This window comes from Burkholderia sp. 22PA0099 (genome assembly GCF_047497165.1).
In the GTDB taxonomy this organism is placed as follows: domain Bacteria; phylum Pseudomonadota; class Gammaproteobacteria; order Burkholderiales; family Burkholderiaceae; genus Burkholderia.
Window position 1 is genome coordinate 3,439,724 of sequence record NZ_CP163165.1, and the last position, 18,040, is coordinate 3,457,763.

Annotated in this window: 16 protein-coding genes and 3 tRNA genes; 9 read left to right on the plus strand and 10 right to left on the minus strand. The window is 66.0% G+C overall.

Features of this window, described 5'->3' with window-relative positions; translation table 11 throughout:
- Positions 1-244 precede the first annotated feature (244 nt).
- Positions 245-1,309, minus strand: a complete 1,065-nt coding sequence (locus tag AB4851_RS30555) for a glycosyltransferase family 4 protein (protein ID WP_414444318.1) — start codon at positions 1,307-1,309, stop codon at positions 245-247.
- A gap of 638 nt (positions 1,310-1,947) precedes the next feature.
- Between AB4851_RS30555 and AB4851_RS30560 the strand changes: the two genes are divergently transcribed.
- Positions 1,948-3,783, plus strand: a complete 1,836-nt coding sequence (locus tag AB4851_RS30560) for an ABC transporter ATP-binding protein (protein WP_414450081.1) — start codon at positions 1,948-1,950, stop codon at positions 3,781-3,783.
- A 99-nt stretch (positions 3,784-3,882) separates the two neighbouring features.
- Here AB4851_RS30560 and otsA read toward each other — a convergent pair whose 3' ends face one another.
- The 4 genes from otsA to AB4851_RS30580 all read right to left on the minus strand — a co-directional run bounded on the left by otsA (position 3,883) and on the right by AB4851_RS30580 (position 7,731).
- Positions 3,883-5,286, minus strand: coding sequence for an alpha,alpha-trehalose-phosphate synthase (UDP-forming) (gene otsA / locus AB4851_RS30565; protein ID WP_414450082.1), 1,404 nt, complete (start codon positions 5,284-5,286; stop codon positions 3,883-3,885).
- On the minus strand, positions 5,283-6,035 hold the full coding sequence (otsB, locus tag AB4851_RS30570; protein ID WP_414444315.1) for a trehalose-phosphatase: 753 nt from the start codon (positions 6,033-6,035) through the stop codon (positions 5,283-5,285). The genes otsA and otsB overlap by 4 nt, the downstream gene beginning before the upstream one ends.
- Positions 6,036-6,214: 179 nt before the next feature.
- Entirely contained in the window at positions 6,215-6,709 is a 495-nt protein-coding gene (locus AB4851_RS30575; RefSeq protein ID WP_414450083.1) for a GNAT family N-acetyltransferase, read from the minus strand.
- A gap of 155 nt (positions 6,710-6,864) precedes the next feature.
- Positions 6,865-7,731 carry a pirin family protein gene (locus AB4851_RS30580; RefSeq protein WP_414450084.1) on the minus strand — a complete coding sequence of 289 codons (867 nt, stop codon included), beginning with the start codon at positions 7,729-7,731 and terminating at the stop codon, positions 6,865-6,867.
- Between the two features lie 124 nt (positions 7,732-7,855).
- Here AB4851_RS30580 and AB4851_RS30585 point away from each other — a divergent pair, with 124 nt between their 5' ends.
- The 5 genes from AB4851_RS30585 (at position 7,856) to AB4851_RS30605 (ending at position 10,769) form a co-directional block, all read left to right on the plus strand.
- Positions 7,856-8,761, plus strand: coding sequence for a LysR family transcriptional regulator (locus tag AB4851_RS30585; protein ID WP_414451983.1), 906 nt, complete (start codon positions 7,856-7,858; stop codon positions 8,759-8,761).
- A gap of 111 nt (positions 8,762-8,872) precedes the next feature.
- A complete protein-coding gene (locus AB4851_RS30590; protein WP_414444311.1) occupies positions 8,873-9,379 on the plus strand; it encodes a GAF domain-containing protein in 507 nt (168 codons plus the stop codon).
- A 203-nt stretch (positions 9,380-9,582) separates the two neighbouring features.
- Positions 9,583-10,134: an RNA polymerase sigma factor gene (locus AB4851_RS30595; RefSeq protein ID WP_414450085.1), complete on the plus strand. Its 552-nt coding sequence runs from the start codon at positions 9,583-9,585 to the stop codon at positions 10,132-10,134.
- Positions 10,135-10,144: 10 nt separating this feature from the next.
- Positions 10,145-10,462, plus strand: coding sequence for a hypothetical protein (locus AB4851_RS30600; protein WP_414444309.1), 318 nt, complete (start codon positions 10,145-10,147; stop codon positions 10,460-10,462).
- 1 nt (position 10,463) lies between these two features.
- The gene (locus AB4851_RS30605) at positions 10,464-10,769 is read left to right on the plus strand and encodes a 4Fe-4S dicluster domain-containing protein (protein ID WP_414444308.1); all 306 of its coding nucleotides are present in this window, start codon (positions 10,464-10,466) and stop codon (positions 10,767-10,769) included.
- Between the two features lie 91 nt (positions 10,770-10,860).
- Here the strand turns inward: AB4851_RS30605 and AB4851_RS30610 are convergent.
- The 5 genes from AB4851_RS30610 to uvrC form a co-directional block, all read right to left on the minus strand.
- Positions 10,861-10,934 (minus strand) — tRNA-Cys (locus tag AB4851_RS30610).
- 119 nt (positions 10,935-11,053) lie between these two features.
- A tRNA-Gly gene (locus tag AB4851_RS30615) sits at positions 11,054-11,129 on the minus strand.
- Positions 11,130-11,197: 68 nt separating this feature from the next.
- Positions 11,198-11,273: transfer RNA gene (locus tag AB4851_RS30620), tRNA-Gly, on the minus strand.
- A gap of 149 nt (positions 11,274-11,422) precedes the next feature.
- Complete coding sequence (pgsA, locus tag AB4851_RS30625; protein WP_414444306.1) at positions 11,423-12,016, minus strand: CDP-diacylglycerol--glycerol-3-phosphate 3-phosphatidyltransferase; 594 nt, start codon at positions 12,014-12,016, stop codon at positions 11,423-11,425.
- An 82-nt stretch (positions 12,017-12,098) separates the two neighbouring features.
- A complete protein-coding gene (gene uvrC, locus AB4851_RS30630; protein WP_414450086.1) occupies positions 12,099-14,282 on the minus strand; it encodes an excinuclease ABC subunit UvrC in 2,184 nt (727 codons plus the stop codon).
- Positions 14,283-14,358: 76 nt separating this feature from the next.
- On the opposite strand from uvrC, the gene earP reads away from it, so the two are divergent.
- The 3 genes from earP to AB4851_RS30645 all read left to right on the plus strand — a co-directional run bounded on the left by earP (position 14,359) and on the right by AB4851_RS30645 (position 17,933).
- A complete protein-coding gene (gene earP / locus AB4851_RS30635) occupies positions 14,359-15,555 on the plus strand; it encodes an elongation factor P maturation arginine rhamnosyltransferase EarP (RefSeq protein ID WP_414450087.1) in 1,197 nt (398 codons plus the stop codon).
- A gap of 156 nt (positions 15,556-15,711) precedes the next feature.
- Positions 15,712-16,269, plus strand: a complete 558-nt coding sequence (efp, locus tag AB4851_RS30640) for an elongation factor P (protein ID WP_414444303.1) — start codon at positions 15,712-15,714, stop codon at positions 16,267-16,269.
- 263 nt (positions 16,270-16,532) lie between these two features.
- Positions 16,533-17,933 carry a sigma-54-dependent transcriptional regulator gene (locus AB4851_RS30645; protein ID WP_414450088.1) on the plus strand — a complete coding sequence of 467 codons (1,401 nt, stop codon included), beginning with the start codon at positions 16,533-16,535 and terminating at the stop codon, positions 17,931-17,933.
- Positions 17,934-18,040: the final 107 nt, after the last annotated feature.

The following is an 18,040-nucleotide window of genomic DNA, read 5'->3' on the forward strand; positions in this document are numbered from 1 at the left end:
CATTATAGGGGCATGACTTCGCCGGGCAGGCAAAACCTGCCGCTTTGCGGCGATTCGCCGAGGCCGCGCGGCGCGGATACAACACCGCCCGAAAAGCGGGCCGCCGTGCTGCTCGATGCCGCACCCCGCCCCGCTTTTCGGCACGGTCGCGGCACCGCCCAGGCACGGGAGGCACCGCAAAGCACGACGCCCCGCAGGGCGAACCCTGCGGGGCGTCGGAACGACCGGTACGGCGAACGCGCAGTTAGTTGGCGTTGACTTCGCGCAGCACGGTGCGGCGGTTCTGGCGCAGCAGCTCTTCGTACACCTTGATGTAGTTGGCAGCCATGACCTTCGACGAGAAGCGCGCTTCGAACGCACCGCGCACCTTCTCGCGCGGCAGCGTGTCGAGCTTCTTGACGGCGGCGATCGCCGAAACTTCGTCTTCGACGACGAAACCCGACACGCCGTTGTCGATCACTTCCGGCACCGAACCGCGGTTGAACGCGATCACCGGCGTGCCGCAGGCCATCGCCTCGATCATGACCAGGCCGAACGGCTCCGGCCAATCGATCGGGAACAGCAGCGCGTGCGCATTGCCAAGGAATTCCGACTTCTGCGATTCGTTGATTTCACCGATGTATTCGACGTGCGGCAACGCGAACAGCGGCTTGATCTTCTCTTCGTAGTAAGCGCGATCGGCCTTGTCGAGCTTGGCGGCGATCTTGATCTTCATGCCGGCCTGTTCGGCGATGCGGATGGCCGTATCGACACGCTTTTCCGGCGAGATGCGGCCCAGGAACGCGAGGTATTCCGGCTTCGCGCCCTTCGGCGGCGTCAGCAGGTTTTCCGGCAGACCGTGATAGACGGTCGGCTGCCAGTTGGCCTGCGGCAGCGGAATGCGCTGGTTGTCCGAGATCGACACGACCGGCACGGTGTTGAACGTGTTGAAGATCGGGTTCAGTTCGGGCAGATCCAGGCGGCCGTGCATCGTCGTGACGTGCGGCACCGGCTGGCGCGAGAACAGCGAGAACGGGTAGTAATCGATGTGGAAGTGCAGCACGTCGAATTCATCGGCGCGGCGGCGCACTTCTTCCAGCAGCAACATGTGGGGAGCCATCACGTCGCGGATCGTCGGGTCGAGGCGCAGGGCCTGCGGCCAGAACGCTTCGAGCTTGGCCGACGTTTGCGAATCGCCGCTCGCGAACAGCGTGACATCGTGCCCCATCTCGACCAGCGCTTCGGTCAGGTAAGACACCACCCGTTCGGTACCGCCATACAGCTTCGGGGGAACCGCTTCGTGCAACGGAGCGATTTGAGCGATTCGCATCTGAGTAACTCCTAAAAAATCGGCAAAAAAACAGGCTAGAAAGGACCGTAAGCCTTGCCGTCCGGCGAGCCGGACTGTTCTTCATATATGAGATGAAACACCATCGGCTCGCGGCGTCGAGCGCCATCCCGTGACGACGCTCCAGCATTCAACGCGCGGTGCCACAGCGCGTTGACAGCATCCCGTAAAATTTCCTGCCCCGCCCGGGATGACCACCAAGCAACCCGTAAAAATGACTCAGGGTTAGCCCGAACGCCATTATCTGGCCGTTGGTGCAGGCCGGTGCGGAACATTTCAAAGAATTTACGTTGTTACAAAGGCGCAACATTTTGCAACCCTTGGACTTTCAAGGCGGAATTAGAGTGGGAACGTCACGGGCGACGCTGCAGCACCATCATGGTCGGCGTCGCTTTTTGTTTTGCAGGCTGACTAACGTCAGCATCGGCCGCGCGGAAACAATGCGAGCCGTGGAATTTTATCCCAAAATGAATCGCAGACCGTAGATCGGATGCGATCGGGTGCGGCACAAACGTCGAGCTTGTTTACAATGCCGGCTTCCGTCCGCATCGCGGGCCATCGCGACGCACGCCGCACCGCGCGCCTCTCAACCTCCGACAGACCGACCACACGCACATATTTTGGAAGCTCTCACACCTGCCCAGCGCAACGCCCACAACGCGAAGCTCTCGAGCTATGCGAGCCGTCCCCTTGCGTTTCTGTTTCGCTACATCCGCAAGCACCCTCTCGCGCACATCATCGTGCTGGCCAGCGTGCTGGCCGCCGTCGGCTGCGCGCTCGGCTCGCAATATGCGATCAAGCATCTGATCGACGTGCTCGCGGGCGGCCGCCACCATCCCGGCCCACTGTGGGGCGCGTTCGCCCTGCTGGTCGGCCTGATCGCCGCCGACAACCTGCTCTGGCGGGTCGGCGGCTGGGTGGCCGCGCATACCTTCGTGGCCGTCACCGGCGACCTGCGCCGCGACCTGTTCCAGTATCTGAGCGGCCATTCCCCGAGCTATTACGCGGAAAAGCAGCCCGGCACGCTGGCCAGCCGCATCACCGCCACCTCGAACGCGATCTACACCTCCGAGAACACGATGGCGTGGAACGTCCTGCCGCCGTGCATCGCGGTGGTGGGCGCGATCGTCATGATCATCGTGGTCAATCCGATGATGGCGCTCGGCCTGTTCACCGCCTCGGCCATCCTCGCGATCGTGCTGTTCAAGCTGGCGGGCCGCGGCTCGGCGCGCCACCACACGTTCGCCACCAAGGCCGCGGCGGTGGACGGCGAGCTGGTGGACGTGATCGGCAACATGGCGCTGGTGCGCGCGTTCGGCATGACGCTGAACGAGCAGAAGCGCTTCGGCCAGACGGTCAAGGCCGAAATGGATGCGCGCCAGCAAAGCCTGCTGTACCTCGAAAAGCTGCGCCTGCTGCACGCGGTGATCACCGCCATGCTGTCGGCCGGTCTGCTCGGCTGGGCGCTGATGCTCTGGGATCAGGGCAAGGCCACCTCGGGCGACATCGTGCTGGTCAGCTCGCTCGGCTTCACGATCCTGCACGGCACGCGCGACCTGGCCGTGGCGCTGGTGGACGTGACGCAGCACGTCGCGCGTCTGGCCGAAGCGGTCAGGACCATCCTCGAGCCGCACGGCATGCCGGACCGCTCCGACGCCACCGAGCTGAAATCGCGTGGCGGCCGCGTCGAATTCGAGGGCGTGACGTTCGCCTATCCGAGTCGCACGCCGATCCTCGACCACTTCGACCTGCGCATCGAGGCGGGCCAGCGGGTGGGCCTGATCGGCAAGTCGGGCGCCGGCAAGTCCACCGTGCTGGCGCTGCTGCAGCGCTTCTACGACGTGCAGCACGGTGCGATCAAGATCGACGGCCACGACATCGCCAGTATCACGCAGGGCAGCCTGCGCAACCAGATCGCGCTGGTGCCGCAGGACATCTCGCTGCTGCACCGGACGATCTACGAGAACATCGCCTACGGCCGCCCCGATGCAAGCCGCGAGGAAGTGCTCGCCGCCGCCCGCGACGCGCGTTGCACCGAGTTCATCGAACCGATGCCGGACGGCTTCGACACCATCGTCGGCGACCGCGGCGTGAAGCTGTCGGGCGGCCAGCGCCAGCGCATCGCGATCGCCCGCGCGATCCTCAAGGACGCGCCGATCCTGCTGCTCGACGAAGCCACCTCGGCGCTCGACAGCGCCTCGGAAGAAGCGATCCAGGCCGCGCTCGACCGGCTGATGGTGGGCCGCACCGTGATCGCGATCGCGCACCGGCTCTCGACGCTGCGCAACTTCGATCGCATCATCGCGATGAGCACCGGCAAGGTGATCGACGACGGCGCGCCCGAAGAACTCCGCAACCGCCCGGGCCTGTATCGCGACCTGCTCGCCAAGCAGCACGGCCACGACCTGATCGACGACGACGGCAGCGAACGCAGCAGCGGCGAACGCGTCGCCTGACACTGCCCCGGCCAGCCCGCTTCCCGCGGGCCTTCGCCCAAACAAAAACCGCCGGCAAGCCGGCGGTTTTTTCATGGGCGCAGCAAGAGGCGACGCGCTTCAGCCGCCCTTCAACGCCCTGCCACCCACGGCCAGATCGCGCAGGAAGTTGTCGCGCCACACCGAGACATTGTTCTCGCGAAGCTGCGCGATCATGTCCTCGTAGCGCGACCGACGCTCGGCCACCGGCATCGACAGCGCTCGCGCGAGCGCCTCGGCCATGCCGTCGATATCCATCGGATTGACGATCAGCGCACCGGTCAACTCGCGCGCCGCCCCGGCGAAACGCGACAGCACCAGCACGCCCGGGTCCTCGGGGTCCTGCGCCGACACGTATTCCTTGGCGACCAGGTTCATGCCGTCGCGCAGCGGCGTGACGAAGCCGACGCGCGCGAGCCGGTACAGCGCGGCCAGCAGCGGCCGTTCGTACTGGCGGTGGATGTAGAGGATCGGCGCCCAGTCGAGCTCGGCGTAACGGCCGTTGATGCGGCCCGATTCGCCTTCGAGCTGGAGCCGGATGTCCTGATAGGCGCGCAGGTCGGCGCGCGTGGACGGCGCGATCTGCAGGAACGACACGCGATTGCGATACGACGCCTCGTGTTCGAGCAGCTTCTCGAACGCGCGGAAGCGCTCCACGAGGCCCTTCGAATAGTCGAGCCGATCCACGCTCATCACGAGCTGGCGGCCGTGCAGCGAGGTGGCCAGCGTGCGCACCGCACGCCCGTTCGCGCCGGACTGCGCCAGCTCGGCGATTTCGTCGGGATAGATGCCGATCGGATAGGCCTGCGCGCGCAGCGTGCGGCCGAACGCACTGACCGTGACCGGGCCGGGGCCGTGACGCTCGACGCTGCCGCCCGCCTCGGCGTCGATGTAGTCGCAGAACGCGCGCAAATCGGGCTTGGTCTGGAAGCCGAGCAGATCGTACGAGCACAGCGCCTCGACCAGCGCCGCGTGCGGCGGCACGTTGACGAGCACCTGCGCCGCCGGAAACGGAATGTGCAGGAAGAAGCCGATCCGATTCTTGACGCCTGCCGCGCGCAGCGCCTGCGCGAACGGAATCAGGTGGTAATCGTGAACCCAGATCACGTCGTCGTCGCGCAGCAGCGGCACCAGTTGCTTCGCCAGCCACACGTTGACGCGCCCGTAGCCCTCGAATTCGTTCCGGTCGTACTGGATCAGATCGGTGCGGTAATGGAACGCCGGCCACAACGTGGCGTTCGAGAAACCGCGGTAATACTGGTCGTAATCGCGGCGCGACAGGCCGATGGTCGCGAACGTGACCGGGCCGCGCTCCTCGACGCTGATCTGCGGCGTGCCCGACGGCAGCACGTCGCCGCTCCAGCCGAACCACATGCCGCCGGTTTCCTTCAGCGCGTCGTACACGCCGATCGCAAGCCCCCCCGCCGCCGGTTCGCCTTCGGAAATCGGCGCCACGCGGTTCGATACGATGATCAGGCGGCTCATGCGGATGCGCGTCCTGCCGTGATCCATTGGGCGATCTGCGCGCGCATCGCGTCGACCGAGTCGAGCCGCGTGCCGGCCATCGTGTCGCCCGCGCCGATCTTGATCGACAGGCCGCCCGCGGCGTTGACCACCGCGAAGCCCTTCTCGTCGGTCAGATCGTCGCCGGCGAATACCGGCTTGCGGGCGGCAAATGGCGGCTCGCCGAGGAAGGCCGCGATCGCGCGGCCCTTGTCGACGCCCTTCGGCTTGATCTCGAACACCATCTTGCCGGGCTGCAACACGTAGGCGTCGGGGTAATCGGCCACCAGCCGTTCGGCCACCTCGCGCGCCACCGCTTCGCGCTCCGGCGCATTGCGATAGTGCAGCGCGACGGCCGCGCCCTTGATTTCGAGCAGCATGCCGGGGTTGCGATCGACCACCGCGGCCAGCGCGTGCTCGATGCGCAGCAGGCGGTCGTCGTTGAAGCCCACCCGCATCGTGTCGCCGTTCGCGTCACGGCGCTCGGCGCCGTGCAGGCCGGCGATCGGCAGATCGGTCAGGCCGAGGAAGCCGTCGATGCTGTCGATGCCGCGCCCCGACACGATCGCCACCGCGCCGTGCGCGAGCGTGCGCAATTCGGTCAGCAAGGCGGGCAGGGAATCGGGCACATGGATGCCGTCAGGCGTGGGCGCGAGATCGACGAGCGTGCCGTCGAAATCGAAGAAGAAGGCGGTGTCGGACAGGGAGAGGGTAGCCGGGACGGATTGCATCGGTTCTCTGATGAAGGTGGCGGCAGGCGAGCGAGGTCGCCGGGGAATCCGCACATCTTACCGCGCCCTTGCAGGCGAGGGCAAAGGGCGGACGGTGCGGCGGCTTGCTGGCGGAAGCTTGTGCGTGATTTGCCCGCGCTGTTGCGGGCTTTCGGCGCGTCAGCCGGCTCTCGGGCGCCTCATCCGGCCGAGCGCATCCAGACGTGCGGAATGCCGTCCTCTTCGTGGATCTCCGAATCGGGCGCGAAGCCGAACGCGCCGTAGTACTTCTGAAGATGCGCCTGCGCATGCAGGCTGATCGGCGTGCCCGGCCATTGCGCGCGAATGCGTTCCAGCGCGTTGGCCAGCAGCGCGTTGCCGAGGCCGATGCCGCGAAACCCGGCCGTGGTCAGCACACGCCCGATGCGCACGTCGGGCGAGCCGGCATCGGGCAGCAGCACGCGCAAATAACCGGCGAGACGGCCTTCGGCATCGTGGGCGCCGAGATGCCAGGCGTCGAGGTCGGCCTGGTCGATATCGGCGTAGACACACTGCTGCTCGACCACGAACACGGCGCTGCGCGCTTCGAGGATCGCGTGGACCTCGCGTGCGGACAACGCATCGAACGCGCGCCAGCGCCATTCGAGCGCGGCGAGCGAGGGGGAAGACGACGGTGCGGAAGTGGAAGAAGACATGCGACTGGCCCAAAAAACGGCACGCGCCCGGGTGGGCGCGCTCGAATGGCCATTATGCCCGCCGCGCGGCTGCCTGGGCAGGCGGCGGTTCGGGTTCGGCTACTGCCCTGCCCTTGCCGAACCGCCGCCGCGTGAGCCCGGACTCACACCCGGAATCAGGCCGGCATCCCGCCGAAGCGGCCGCTGTTGAAATCGTCCACCGCCTGACGGATTTCATCCTCGCTGTTCATCACGAACGGGCCATAACCGACCACCGGCTCGTCGATCGGCTCGCCACTCAGCACCAGCAGCGTCGCGTCATTGTTGGCCTCGATCTCCACCGCGCCGCCTTCGCGCGACAGATGCACGACCTGCGCCTCGCGCGCCACTTCGCTGCCGTTCACCAGCACCGTGCCGCGCAGCACGGCGAGCGCGAGCGTCCGGCCGTCCGCGATGTCGAAACGCGCCTGGCCGCCGGCCTTGAGACGCACGTCCCACACGTCGATCGGCGTGAAGGTGCGCGCCGGGCCGCGATGGCCGTCGAACTCGCCGGCGATCACCCGCACCCGGCCCGCGTCGCCCGGCAGCGGCACCGACGGGATCTCGGCATCGCGCAAGGTCTGATAACCGGGCTCGGCCAGCTTGTCCTTGGCGGGCAGATTCACCCACAACTGCACCATTTCGAGCGCGCCGCCGCGCTTCGCGAACGCGTCCGAATGGAATTCCTCGTGCAGGATGCCGCCCGCGGCCGTCATCCACTGCACGTCGCCGGGGCCGATGTGGCCGCCCGCGCCGGTCGAATCGCGGTGATCGACCTCGCCGTCGTAGACGATCGTCACGGTCTCGAAGCCTCGATGCGGATGCTGGCCGACGCCGCGCCGGTGCGTGGTCGGTTCGAACTGCGCCGGACCGGCGTAATCGAGCAGCAGGAACGGGCTCAGGTGCGTGCCGGTGCTGTGATAGCTGAACAGCGAGCGAACCGGGAAGCCATCCCCGACCCAATGCGGACGCGGGGCGCTATAGGTGCCGACGACTTGTTTCATCTGGACTCTCCTTGATCTGCGAGCCCGAACCGGTCTGTCCGGGCGATGGGAGAAGCATAGGATCGGAACAATCGGAGCGGTAGTATGGGAAAATCACACTCAGCGTTCTACTGGGTGAACGATGATGCGGGATTTGAACGATCTCTACTTCTTTGTGCAGGTGGTCGACCACGGCGGCTTCGCGCCGGCCGGGCGAGCGCTGAACATGCCGAAATCGCGCCTGAGCCGGCGCATCGCCGAACTCGAGGAACGGCTCGGCATGCGTCTGATCCAGCGCTCGACACGGCGCTTTGCCGTGACCGAGACCGGCGCCACCTATTACGCGCATTGCCGCGCGATGCTGGTGGAGGCCGACGCCGCCGACGAAGCCGTGGCGTTGCTGCACGCCGAGCCGCGCGGCATCGTGCGCATGACCTGCCCGATCGCGCTGCTCGATGCGCTGGTCGGCCCGATGCTGGCCGCCTTCATGGCGCATTGCCCGCACGTCGAGATCCATCTGGAGGAAACCAACCGGCGCGTCGATGTGGTGGGCGAAGGCATCGACGTGGCGCTGCGCGTGCGGCCGCCGCCGCTCGAAGACAGCGACCTCGTGCTGCGCCGGCTCGTCGAGCGCGGCCAGTGCCTGGTCGCCAGCCCGGCGCTGCTCGCGCGCCATCCCGTACCGCGCGTGCCGGCCGATCTGGCCGCGCTGCCGAGCCTCGCGCTCGGCGTGCCGCAGGACGATCACGCCTGGGCCCTGCGTGGCCCGGACGGCGTGCAGGCCACCATTCCGCACCGGCCGCGCTTCGTCACGCGCGGCATGTTCGCGCTGCGCGAGGCGGCCATATCGGGCGTCGGTGTGGTGCAACTGCCGACCATGATGATTCGCGAGGCCGTGGCGCACGACAAACTGCGCGTCGTGCTGCCCGACTGGGCGCCGCGCCGCGAGATCGTGCATGCCGTGTTCGCGTCGCGGCGCGGGCTGCTGCCGGCCGTGCGTGCGCTGGTCGATTTTCTGGCCGACCGGTTCGCCGAACTCGAACCCGACTGAAGCACGCGATATGTCCCCGGCGGCCATCGGCAGCGCGGCGCGCCGATTTCTTTTAGACTGCGCGGACGCGCGGCATTCGCTGCGCATTCCGTATTTTTCGCGCTCCCGATCATGTTCGAACTTTCCGATTCCCTGCCCGCCTCGAAACCCGCGCTGTACGACACGCTCGTCGCGCAAGCGCGCTCGCTGATCGAAGCGGAAACGGATCTCGTCGCCAACGCGGCGAACTTCTCGTCGCTCGTCTATCACTCGCTCGATGGCCTGAACTGGGCCGGCTTCTATTTCTACGACGGCACCGAGCTGGTGGTCGGCCCGTTCCAGGGCAAGCCGGCCTGCGTGCGAATTCCGCTCGGCCGCGGCGTATGCGGCACCGCCGCGCAATCGCGCGCCACCCAGGTGGTGCGCGACGTGCACGAATTCCCGGGCCACATCGCCTGCGATTCGGCTTCGCAATCGGAAATCGTGGTGCCGCTGGTGGCCGCCGACGGCACGCTGATCGGCGTGTGGGACGTCGACAGCCCGAATCTCGCGCGCTTCGACGAAGCCGATCGTACCGGCATGGAAGCGCTGTGCCGCGTGTTCGTCGAGCTGGCCTGGGAGCGGCGCGTCAAGCGCTGACCCGCTGCGCGTGTATCGGCCCGCTCGATCGGACAGCCCCTGACGGGGCTGTTTTCATTTGGGCGCGGCCGGCTTCAGGCGCGGCCAGCTTCAGATGTGGCCCGTTTCGCTCCGGACTGCGAAAAATTCCTGCGCGAAGCCCACAATATCCGCGCGTGCCGTCCGTCTTCAGGCACATGGATTCGCCACTCAGCCCCGACACGATGAACGAACGAGACCGCGACATGACCGCGACGATCGTGCAGGAACGCACGAGGCTCGGGAATTTCATCCGCCGCCGCGTGCGCGATCCGAACGATGCCGAGGACATTCTCCAGGACGTATTGCACGAATTCGTGCAGGCCTACCGCCTGCCCGCGCCGATCGAGCAGGCCAGCGCGTGGCTGTTCCGCGTGGCCCGCAACCGCATCATCGACCGCTTCCGCAAGAAGAAGGAGCAGCCGATCGTCGACTTCACCGGCGACGATGCCGATGACGGCGACACCCGGCTCGATCTCGCCCTGCCCGCCCACGATGCCGGCCCGGACGCGCTGTATGCGCGCAGCGTGCTGCTCGAGGCCTTGCAGGCCGCGCTCGACGAATTGCCGGCGAACCAGCGCGAGGTGTTCGTCGCGCACGAACTCGAAGGACGAAGTTTCAAGGACATGGCGGCCGACAGCGGCGTGGCGATCAACACGCTGCTCGCGCGCAAGCGCTATGCGGTTCTGCATCTGCGCTCGCGGCTGCAGGCCACGTATGACGAACTCGATATTTAGGAGTGAAACGATGCGATACGGAATCAGATGGATCGGCAAGCTTGCCTTTGTGGTGGTAGCGATCGGCGTGCTCGGCTGGGCCGTGATGGGCTTGTGGAACTGGGTGGTGCCGGCGCTGTTCGACGGCGCGCGCGTGATCGATTTCTGGCACGCGCTCGGGCTGCTCGTGTTGAGCCGGATCCTGTTCGGCGGCTTTCGTGGGCACGGCGGCGGCTGGCGGCACAAGAAGCGCTATTGGGAGAAGTGGGAAGCCATGACACCCGAGGAACGCGAGCAATTCCGCTCGACATGGCGCAGCCGGCGCTGCGGCGCACCGAAGGGAGAATGAGATGACGCGTACCCCGGCGGCTTCGGCCGCGAACTGCAAGCAGGCGCCGGGCGTGATCGTGCCCGTCGTCGATCTGCGACGCTGCGAGGGCAAGGGCGATTGCCTCGACGTATGCCCGGAAAACGTGTTCGAGATCCGGCGTATCGATGACGCCGATTACGGTGCGCTCGGTTTGATGAATCGCTTCAAGCTGCGCGTGCACGGCATGAAGGTGGCGTATACGCCGAACGCCGATGCGTGCCGGGCTTGCGGGCTGTGCGTGACGGCTTGCCCGGAGCGGGCGATCAAGCTGGCGCGGGCGGGGTAAATCTCGATTGGCGCACTTCGTGTGCGCTGCCGTGGCAATTCGACATTGGAAAAAGAAAAGCCCCGCATTTGCGGGGCTTTTCTTTACAACTTGGAGGCGCGAGCCGGAGTCGAACCGGCCTACACGGCTTTGCAGGCCGCTGCATAACCGCTTTGCTATCGCGCCAAAAGCGGACTGCCGAATCGTCACGAAATGCTGCCCGCAACGACCGCAGCTTTTTTTGCTCCGCAGATTCGCTTTGGAAATCTGCCAAACAAAAAGGGAAGCGTGGCTTCCCCTTGTTTTGGAGCGGGAGACGAGTCTCGAACTCGCGACCTCAACCTTGGCAAGGTTGCGCTCTACCAACTGAGCTACTCCCGCATTACCTGCTACGCAGGCTTTGCCGAACCACAATGCGACTGCTGATTCAACAAAACACCGCTTGAATCTGGAGCGGGAGACGAGTCTCGAACTCGCGACCTCAACCTTGGCAAGGTTGCGCTCTACCAACTGAGCTACTCCCGCATTGTGCTGCTTACTGCTGCCATCTCCGCGCTACTGCTTCGTTCGCTGCTGCGTTCGTTTCAGCGCAGCGGAGAAATGAGATTATGTAGAACCTGTTTCAGAGTGTCAAGCGTTTTTCGCACCCTTTTTCTCGACACCCCGGCAAAGCTTCACATCGCACCGCCACGCTCACGAATCTGCGGCCACGCAAGCTTCATGTAGTACAGCATCGACCAGATCGTCAGCACCGACGCGAGATAGATGAGCCACAGGCCCCACACGCGAGTGTCGATGGTGATACCGCCCCCAATCGGCAGCGCGCCATAATACAGCAACATCGGGATCGCGACCATCTGGCAGGCGGTCTTGAACTTGCCGAGCGAATTCACGGCTACGCTCTTCGATGCGCCGATCTGCGCCATCCATTCGCGCAGCGCCGAAATCGCGATTTCCCGGCCGATGATCACCAGCGCGATGGCGGCGTCGATACGCGAGATCTGCACCAGCACCAGCAGCGCCGCTGTCACCATCAGCTTGTCGGCCACCGGGTCGAGAAACGCGCCGAACGCCGAGGTCTGGTTCCATTTGCGAGCCAGGAAGCCGTCGAACCAATCGGTCAGCGCCGCCAGCACGAACACCAGCGCCGCCGCCAGGTTGCGGTGATCGGCGCTCATCATGACGTCCGGCAGATAGAACAAGCCGACGACGAGCGGAATCAGCACGATTCGCACCCAGGTCAGGAATATCGGGAAATTGAACGGCATGACGGGCTGGACGGGTAGAGGATGTGCAATTGTGCCGCGCCGCCCGCCCCGCCACAAGCGAGCAGGGTGAGCGCGCGACGCTTCAGTGAAGCTGGCGGTAGATCTGCTCGGCGAGCGCGTGCGAAATGCCCTCGACGCTGGCCAGCTCCTCGACGCTCGCGGCCACCACGCCGCGCAGCCCGCCGAACCGCGCGAGCAAGCGCTGGCGCCGCTTGGCCCCCACGCCTTCGAGTTCCTCCAGCCGCGACGTCTGTCGGGTTTTGGCACGCTTGGCGCGCATGCCGGTGATCGCGAAGCGGTGCGCCTCGTCTCGGATCTGCGCGACCAGCATCAGCGCCGCGCTTTCCTTGCCGAGTTCGAGCGAGGCGCGGCCGTCGGCGAAGATCAGCGTTTCCAGGCCGACCTTGCGCCCCTCGCCCTTCGCCACGCCCACCAGCATCGAGCAATCGAGACCCAGCTCGGTGAACACCTGCCGCGCCACTTCCACCTGGCCCTTGCCGCCGTCGATCAGCACGATGTTCGGCAGCAGCGAGGCGGACGCCGTGGCGTGCGTCGCGTCGCCGTCGATGCCGGCTGCGGTATCGGCCGCGGCCGCGTCGGCCGCCTGCTCGACCATCTTCTCGTAGCGGCGCGTCAACACCTGGCGCATCGCCGCGTAATCGTCGCCGGGCGTGATGCCGGTGATGTTGTAGCGGCGGTATTCGCCAGACTGCATCTTGTGATGATGGAACACCACGCACGACGCCTGGGTGGCCTCGCCCATCGTGTGGCTGATGTCGAAGCATTCGATCCGCAATTCGGCGAGATCGTCCGATTCGAGGCTCAGCACATCGCCGAGCGCGCGCGTGCGTGCCTGCTGCGAACCTTGCTCGGACAGCAAACGCGCCAGCGCGAGCCGCGCGTTCTGCTCGGCCATCGCCAGCCACGCGCGCTTCTGCCCTTGCGGCTGGCGCAGCACCGCGACCTTGTGGCCGGCCTGCTCGATCAGCAGGTCGATCAGCTCGCGATTCGACGGCGCATGGCTGACCACCAGCACCGGCGGCACGCGATTGCCGAGATAGTGCTGGGCGATGAACGCCTCGAGCACTTCGGTTTCGATCGACACGCCGGCGGCTTCGGCTTCGGCTTCGGCTTCGGCCGGCTCGTCGGTGGGAGCCGCGCCGGCCTCGTCCGTCAACGCATCGACAGCGCCGGCCGAATCGGCCGGCATCGCCGCCTCGTCCGCATCGGAAGCGTCCGCCATCGGACCCATTAGCGCCGCCGGATCTTCAATCACGGCAGCAGCGCCCTCGCCATCCACCTCGGTGTCCCCCGCCACGCCCGCCGCCAACGCCAGCGCGCTATCGGCATGCGCCGGGAAATACGCCTTGTCGCCAAGGTGCCGGCCGCCGCGCACCATCGCCAGATTCACGCACACGCGCCCGCCCAGCGCCACCACGGCGAGAATGTCGACGTCGCTCTCGCCGCCGACCTCGATCGCCTGCTGATGCAGCACGGTCGACAGCGAACTCATCTGGTTGCGCACCGCCGCCGCCTGCTCGAACTTCAGCTCGCCCGCGAACGCGTGCATCTTCTGCTCCAGTTCCTTCATCACCTCGCTCTGCCGGCCAAGCAGGAAGCGCGATGCGTTCGACACGTCGCGCGCGTAATCCTCCTTGCCGATCGCGCCGACGCATGGCGCGGTGCAGCGGCTGATCTGATGCAGCAGGCAGGGCCGCGTCCGGTTACCGAACACGGAATCCTCGCAGGTGCGCAACTGGAACACGCGCTGCAGGATCTGGATGCTTTCGCGCACCGCCCAGGCGCTCGGGAACGGCCCGAAATACTGATTCTTGCGATCGACCGCGCCGCGGTAATACGCCATGCGCGGAAACGCGTGCCCGGTCAGCTTCAGATACGGGTACGACTTGTCGTCGCGAAACAGGATGTTGTAGCGCGGCGCGAGCGCCTTGATCAGGTTGTTTTCGAGCAGCAGCGCCTCGGCCTCCGAGCGCGTGACCGTGGTTTCGATCTTCGCGATCCGCGACACCATCATCGCGATGCGCGGCGAGGGCAGCGTCTTGTTGAAATAGCTCGAAACGCGCTTCTTCAGGTTGCGCGCCTTGCCGACGTAGAGCACCGCGCCGCCCGCGTCGTAATAGCGATAAACGCCGGGCAGGTGCGGCAATTGCGCGAGGATCGGCTTCGGTTCGAACGGGGCGTCGGCCGGAACGGACGGATCGGCCTGGGGAGGCGTGCGGGACGAATCGGATGCGGGGGCTGTCATGCGGGATCCGGGCGCCGTGGCGCGCGAACAGGTCATTTAGAATCGCCAGTTTAGTGCATTCGCCCCCGTTCCTTCGATGCCCGACTTCCCTGCCCCATCGCCCGCCCGCCCCGACGCCTCCGGGCCGCCGCTCGCCTGCGACATCTTCTGCGCCGTGGTCGACAACTTCGGCGATATCGGCGTGTGCTGGCGGCTCGCCCTGCAACTCGCACGCGAACACGGCTGGCAGGTGCGATTGTTCGTCGACGACCTGGCCACCTTCGCCCGGCTCGCGCCCGGCCTCGATCCGGCGGCGGCGAAGCAAAGTGTGGACGGCATCGCGATCGAGCATTGGGGCGAACCGGTGCATGCCGGCGACACGCTCGCGATCGCCGACGTGGCGATCGAGGCATTCGCCTGCGAACTGCCGGCCGAGTACGTGCGCGCGATGGCGCGTCGCGAACGCGCGCCGGTCTGGATCAACCTCGAATACCTGAGCGCCGAGGATTGGGTGGCCGATTTCCATCGCCGCCCGTCACCGCATCCGCGCTATCCGCTGCAAAAGGCGTTCTTCTTTCCGGGGCTCGGCCCCGGCACCGGCGGCGTGCTGAAGGAAACCGGCCTCGATGCGCGGCGCGAGGCGTTCATGGCCTCGGCCGAGGCGCGCGACGCGTGGTGGCGACGCGCCACCGGCGGCCCCGCGCCGGCGCCCGGCACGCTGGCCGTTTCACTGTTCGCCTATGAAAATCCGGCGCTCGGCGCGCTGCTCGAACAATGGCGCGACGGCACGCAGCCGGTCGTGCTGCTGGTGCCGGAAGGCCGTATCGGCCCGGCGGTGGCCGCGTTCTTCGGCCTGCCCGGCTTCGGCGCGGGCAGCCACGCGCAGGCGGGCCGGCTCACCGTGCACGGCCTGGCCTTCGTCGCCCAGCCCGATTACGACGCGCTGTTGTGGGCCAGCGATCTGAACTTCGTGCGTGGCGAGGATTCCTTCGTCCGCGCGCAGTGGGCACGCAAGCCGTTCGTCTGGCACATCTATCCGCAGGCCGACGACGCCCACCTGCCGAAACTCGACGCGGCGCTTGCCCACCTGAGCGCCACATTGCCCGCCCCGGCGCGCGACGCCGCCGCCCGCTTCTGGCACGCCTGGAACGGCGCGGGCACGCCGGACTGGGCCGATTTCTCGACTCACCGGGCCACGTTCGATGCGCGTGCGCACGCCTGGGCGGACGAACTGGCGGCGGTGGGCGATCTCGCTGGAAATCTGGCGGATTTCACAAAATCTCAGTTAAAATAAGCGGTTATCCAACGGCGGACCACGCAAGCGCGTTCCGGCCCCGGTCAATTGCCTGAAACACGGCGCCCGGCGTGCGAAACGAACCAGACATGGCCCGCTTGCGTAGTCGGCCGTTGCGCGACATCAGGAAAATTTTTTGCACAGGACAGTTTTGATATGAAAACCGCTCAGGAACTCCGCGTAGGCAACGTCGTGATGGTCGGCAGCGATGCGTGGGTTGTCGCCAAGGCCGAATACAACAAGTCGGGCCGTAACTCGGCCGTCGTCAAGATGAAGCTGAAGAACCTGCTGACGAACGCCGGCCAGGAATCGGTTTATAAGGCGGACGACAAGTTCGACGTCGTCGTGCTCGACCGCAAGGAAGTCACGTATTCGTATTTCGCCGATCCGATGTACGTGTTCATGGACGCCGATTACAACCAGTTCGAAGTCGAAGCCGAAATGATGGCCGACGCACTGAACTACCTCGAAGACGGCATGGCTTGCGAAGTCGTGTTCTATAACGAGAAGGCCATTTCGGTCGACATGCCCACGGTCATCGTGCGCGAAATCACGTACACGGAACCGGCCGTCAAGGGCGACACGTCGTCGGGCAAGGTGCTGAAGAGCGCCAAGCTGGCAACGGGCTATGAACTGCAAGTCCCGCTGTTCTGCGCCACCGGCGACAAGATCGAAATCGATACGCGTACCAACGAGTATCGCAGCCGCGCATAAGTTCACGCGATTGGCTTGAAAAAGCGCCCTTCGGGGCGCTTTTTGTTTGTCTGCAGCACATAATTGCATAAAATTGCAATAATCAAGCTTTTCAGCGTTGCCACACAGAATCGGCATCAATTTGTATCTTCGGTAACTCTTTTGCTTTCAAAGGTAAATACCGTACGCTATTGCCGCCAAGGGACATAAAATCCGACGCTAATCAAACAAATAGGGCGTACAGCCCGTCACGAACGGCCGGCCCATTGAACATTCCGCACACCATGCCACACGCCCTCATAGTCGAAGACGATCCCAACAGCTTGTCCGGCCTGACGGCGCTGCTTGCCGCTGACGGATTCACGGTCGACACCGCCACCTCGCTCGCCGAGGCTCGTGCAGCATTGGCGCGGACCATTCCCGATGTGGTGCTGGTCGACCTGAACCTGCCCGATGGCAGCGGCTTCGACCTGCTGCAGCACCTGCCCCAGCCGCAGCAGCCGAACGGCGGCCTGCCGGTCATCGTGCTGACCGGCAATGCGACGGTCGAGAGCGCGATCGAGGGGTTGCGGCATGGGATCTGGGATTACCTGCTCAAGCCGGTCAATATTCCGCGGCTGCGCAGCCTGCTGGCGCGCATCCCGCGCCCGTACGAGCTGATCGAGGAAGTGCAGACGCTGCGCACCACGCTGCGCCGGCTGGGCCGCTTCGGGCCGCTGATCGGCCGCAGCGACGGCACGCAACACGTGTACGACATGATCGAGCGCAATGCGCGCAGCGAGGCCGCCGTGCTCGTGTGGGGCGAGGCCGGCACCGGCAAGGAAGCCACCGCCCGCGCACTGCACGACCTGAGCCGCCGCCGCAAGGGGCCGCTCGTCAAGTTCGACTGCCGCGCCGCGCTGCAATTGCCGCGCGTGATCGAACTGGGCAGCGTCGTGATCGAAAGCATGTTGTTCGGCCGCGAACGCGGCAGCTACGGCGGTGCCGAACGGCGCGAGCCGGGCCTGTTCGAACAGGCCAGCGGCGGCACGCTGCTGCTCAAGGACGTAACCGCCCTGCCGCTGTCGATCCAGGAATCGCTGCTGCGCGCGCTCGATTCGCAATCATTCATGCGCATCGGCGGCTCGGCCGAGATCGCCACCGATTTCCGCCTGATCGCCACCTCGCGCCGCCCGGCACGCGAGGCGCTCGACAACGGTACGCTGCGCGAGGATCTGTGGCTGCGGCTCGACGCGGCTTCGATCGCGCTGCCGCCGCTGCGCGATCGCGACGACGACATGCTGCAGATCGCCGAGGCGCTCGTCACCGACCTGAACCTGGAGGCGCGCAAGGCGGGCCTCGGTTCGGTCGACAAGCGCATCGCACCCGACTTCATCCGCGAATGCCTGGCGTACGACTGGCCCGGCAACGTGCGCGAGTTGCGTGAACGCGTGCGGCTCGCCTACGAGGCGTCGGGCGATTTCATCGAAACGCTGCGTGCCAACGACGGCGTGTTCGTGCCGGGCGCCGCGCTGAACGGCAGCAGCGTGCAGGTGCGCGTCGGCACGCCGCTGTCGGACGTCGAGGATCTGCTGATCCGCGCGACACTCGACGCCGTGGGCGGCACCCGCCACCGCGCCGCCGCCCTGCTCGGCATCAGCCCGAAGACGCTCTACAACAAGCTGCAACGCATGAAGATGAACTGATGGCGGATGCCGCGCGCATTCCGCGACACGGCATCGGATCGACGAAACGACACGGGCCACGCAATGCGTGGCCCGTTCCTTTTTGGCTAGACGCTTGCGCCGTCAGG

Coding starts and splice junctions, on each gene's coding strand:
- AB4851_RS30555 (WP_414444318.1), bottom strand. CDS start 1,309: ATGCGAATCGCTCAAATCGCTCCGTTGCACGAAGCGGTTCCCCCGAAG.
- otsA (WP_414450082.1), bottom strand. CDS start 5,286: ATGAGCCGCCTGATCATCGTATCGAACCGCGTGGCGCCGATTTCCGAA.
- otsB (WP_414444315.1), bottom strand. CDS start 6,035: ATGCAATCCGTCCCGGCTACCCTCTCCCTGTCCGACACCGCCTTCTTC.
- AB4851_RS30575 (WP_414450083.1), bottom strand. CDS start 6,709: ATGTCTTCTTCCACTTCCGCACCGTCGTCTTCCCCCTCGCTCGCCGCG.
- AB4851_RS30580 (WP_414450084.1), bottom strand. CDS start 7,731: ATGAAACAAGTCGTCGGCACCTATAGCGCCCCGCGTCCGCATTGGGTC.
- AB4851_RS30585 (WP_414451983.1), top strand. CDS start 7,856: ATGCGGGATTTGAACGATCTCTACTTCTTTGTGCAGGTGGTCGACCAC.
- AB4851_RS30590 (WP_414444311.1), top strand. CDS start 8,873: ATGTTCGAACTTTCCGATTCCCTGCCCGCCTCGAAACCCGCGCTGTAC.
- AB4851_RS30595 (WP_414450085.1), top strand. CDS start 9,583: ATGAACGAACGAGACCGCGACATGACCGCGACGATCGTGCAGGAACGC.
- AB4851_RS30600 (WP_414444309.1), top strand. CDS start 10,145: ATGCGATACGGAATCAGATGGATCGGCAAGCTTGCCTTTGTGGTGGTA.
- AB4851_RS30605 (WP_414444308.1), top strand. CDS start 10,464: ATGACGCGTACCCCGGCGGCTTCGGCCGCGAACTGCAAGCAGGCGCCG.
- pgsA (WP_414444306.1), bottom strand. CDS start 12,016: ATGCCGTTCAATTTCCCGATATTCCTGACCTGGGTGCGAATCGTGCTG.
- uvrC (WP_414450086.1), bottom strand. CDS start 14,282: ATGACAGCCCCCGCATCCGATTCGTCCCGCACGCCTCCCCAGGCCGAT.
- earP (WP_414450087.1), top strand. CDS start 14,359: ATGCCCGACTTCCCTGCCCCATCGCCCGCCCGCCCCGACGCCTCCGGG.
- efp (WP_414444303.1), top strand. CDS start 15,712: ATGAAAACCGCTCAGGAACTCCGCGTAGGCAACGTCGTGATGGTCGGC.
- AB4851_RS30645 (WP_414450088.1), top strand. CDS start 16,533: ATGCCACACGCCCTCATAGTCGAAGACGATCCCAACAGCTTGTCCGGC.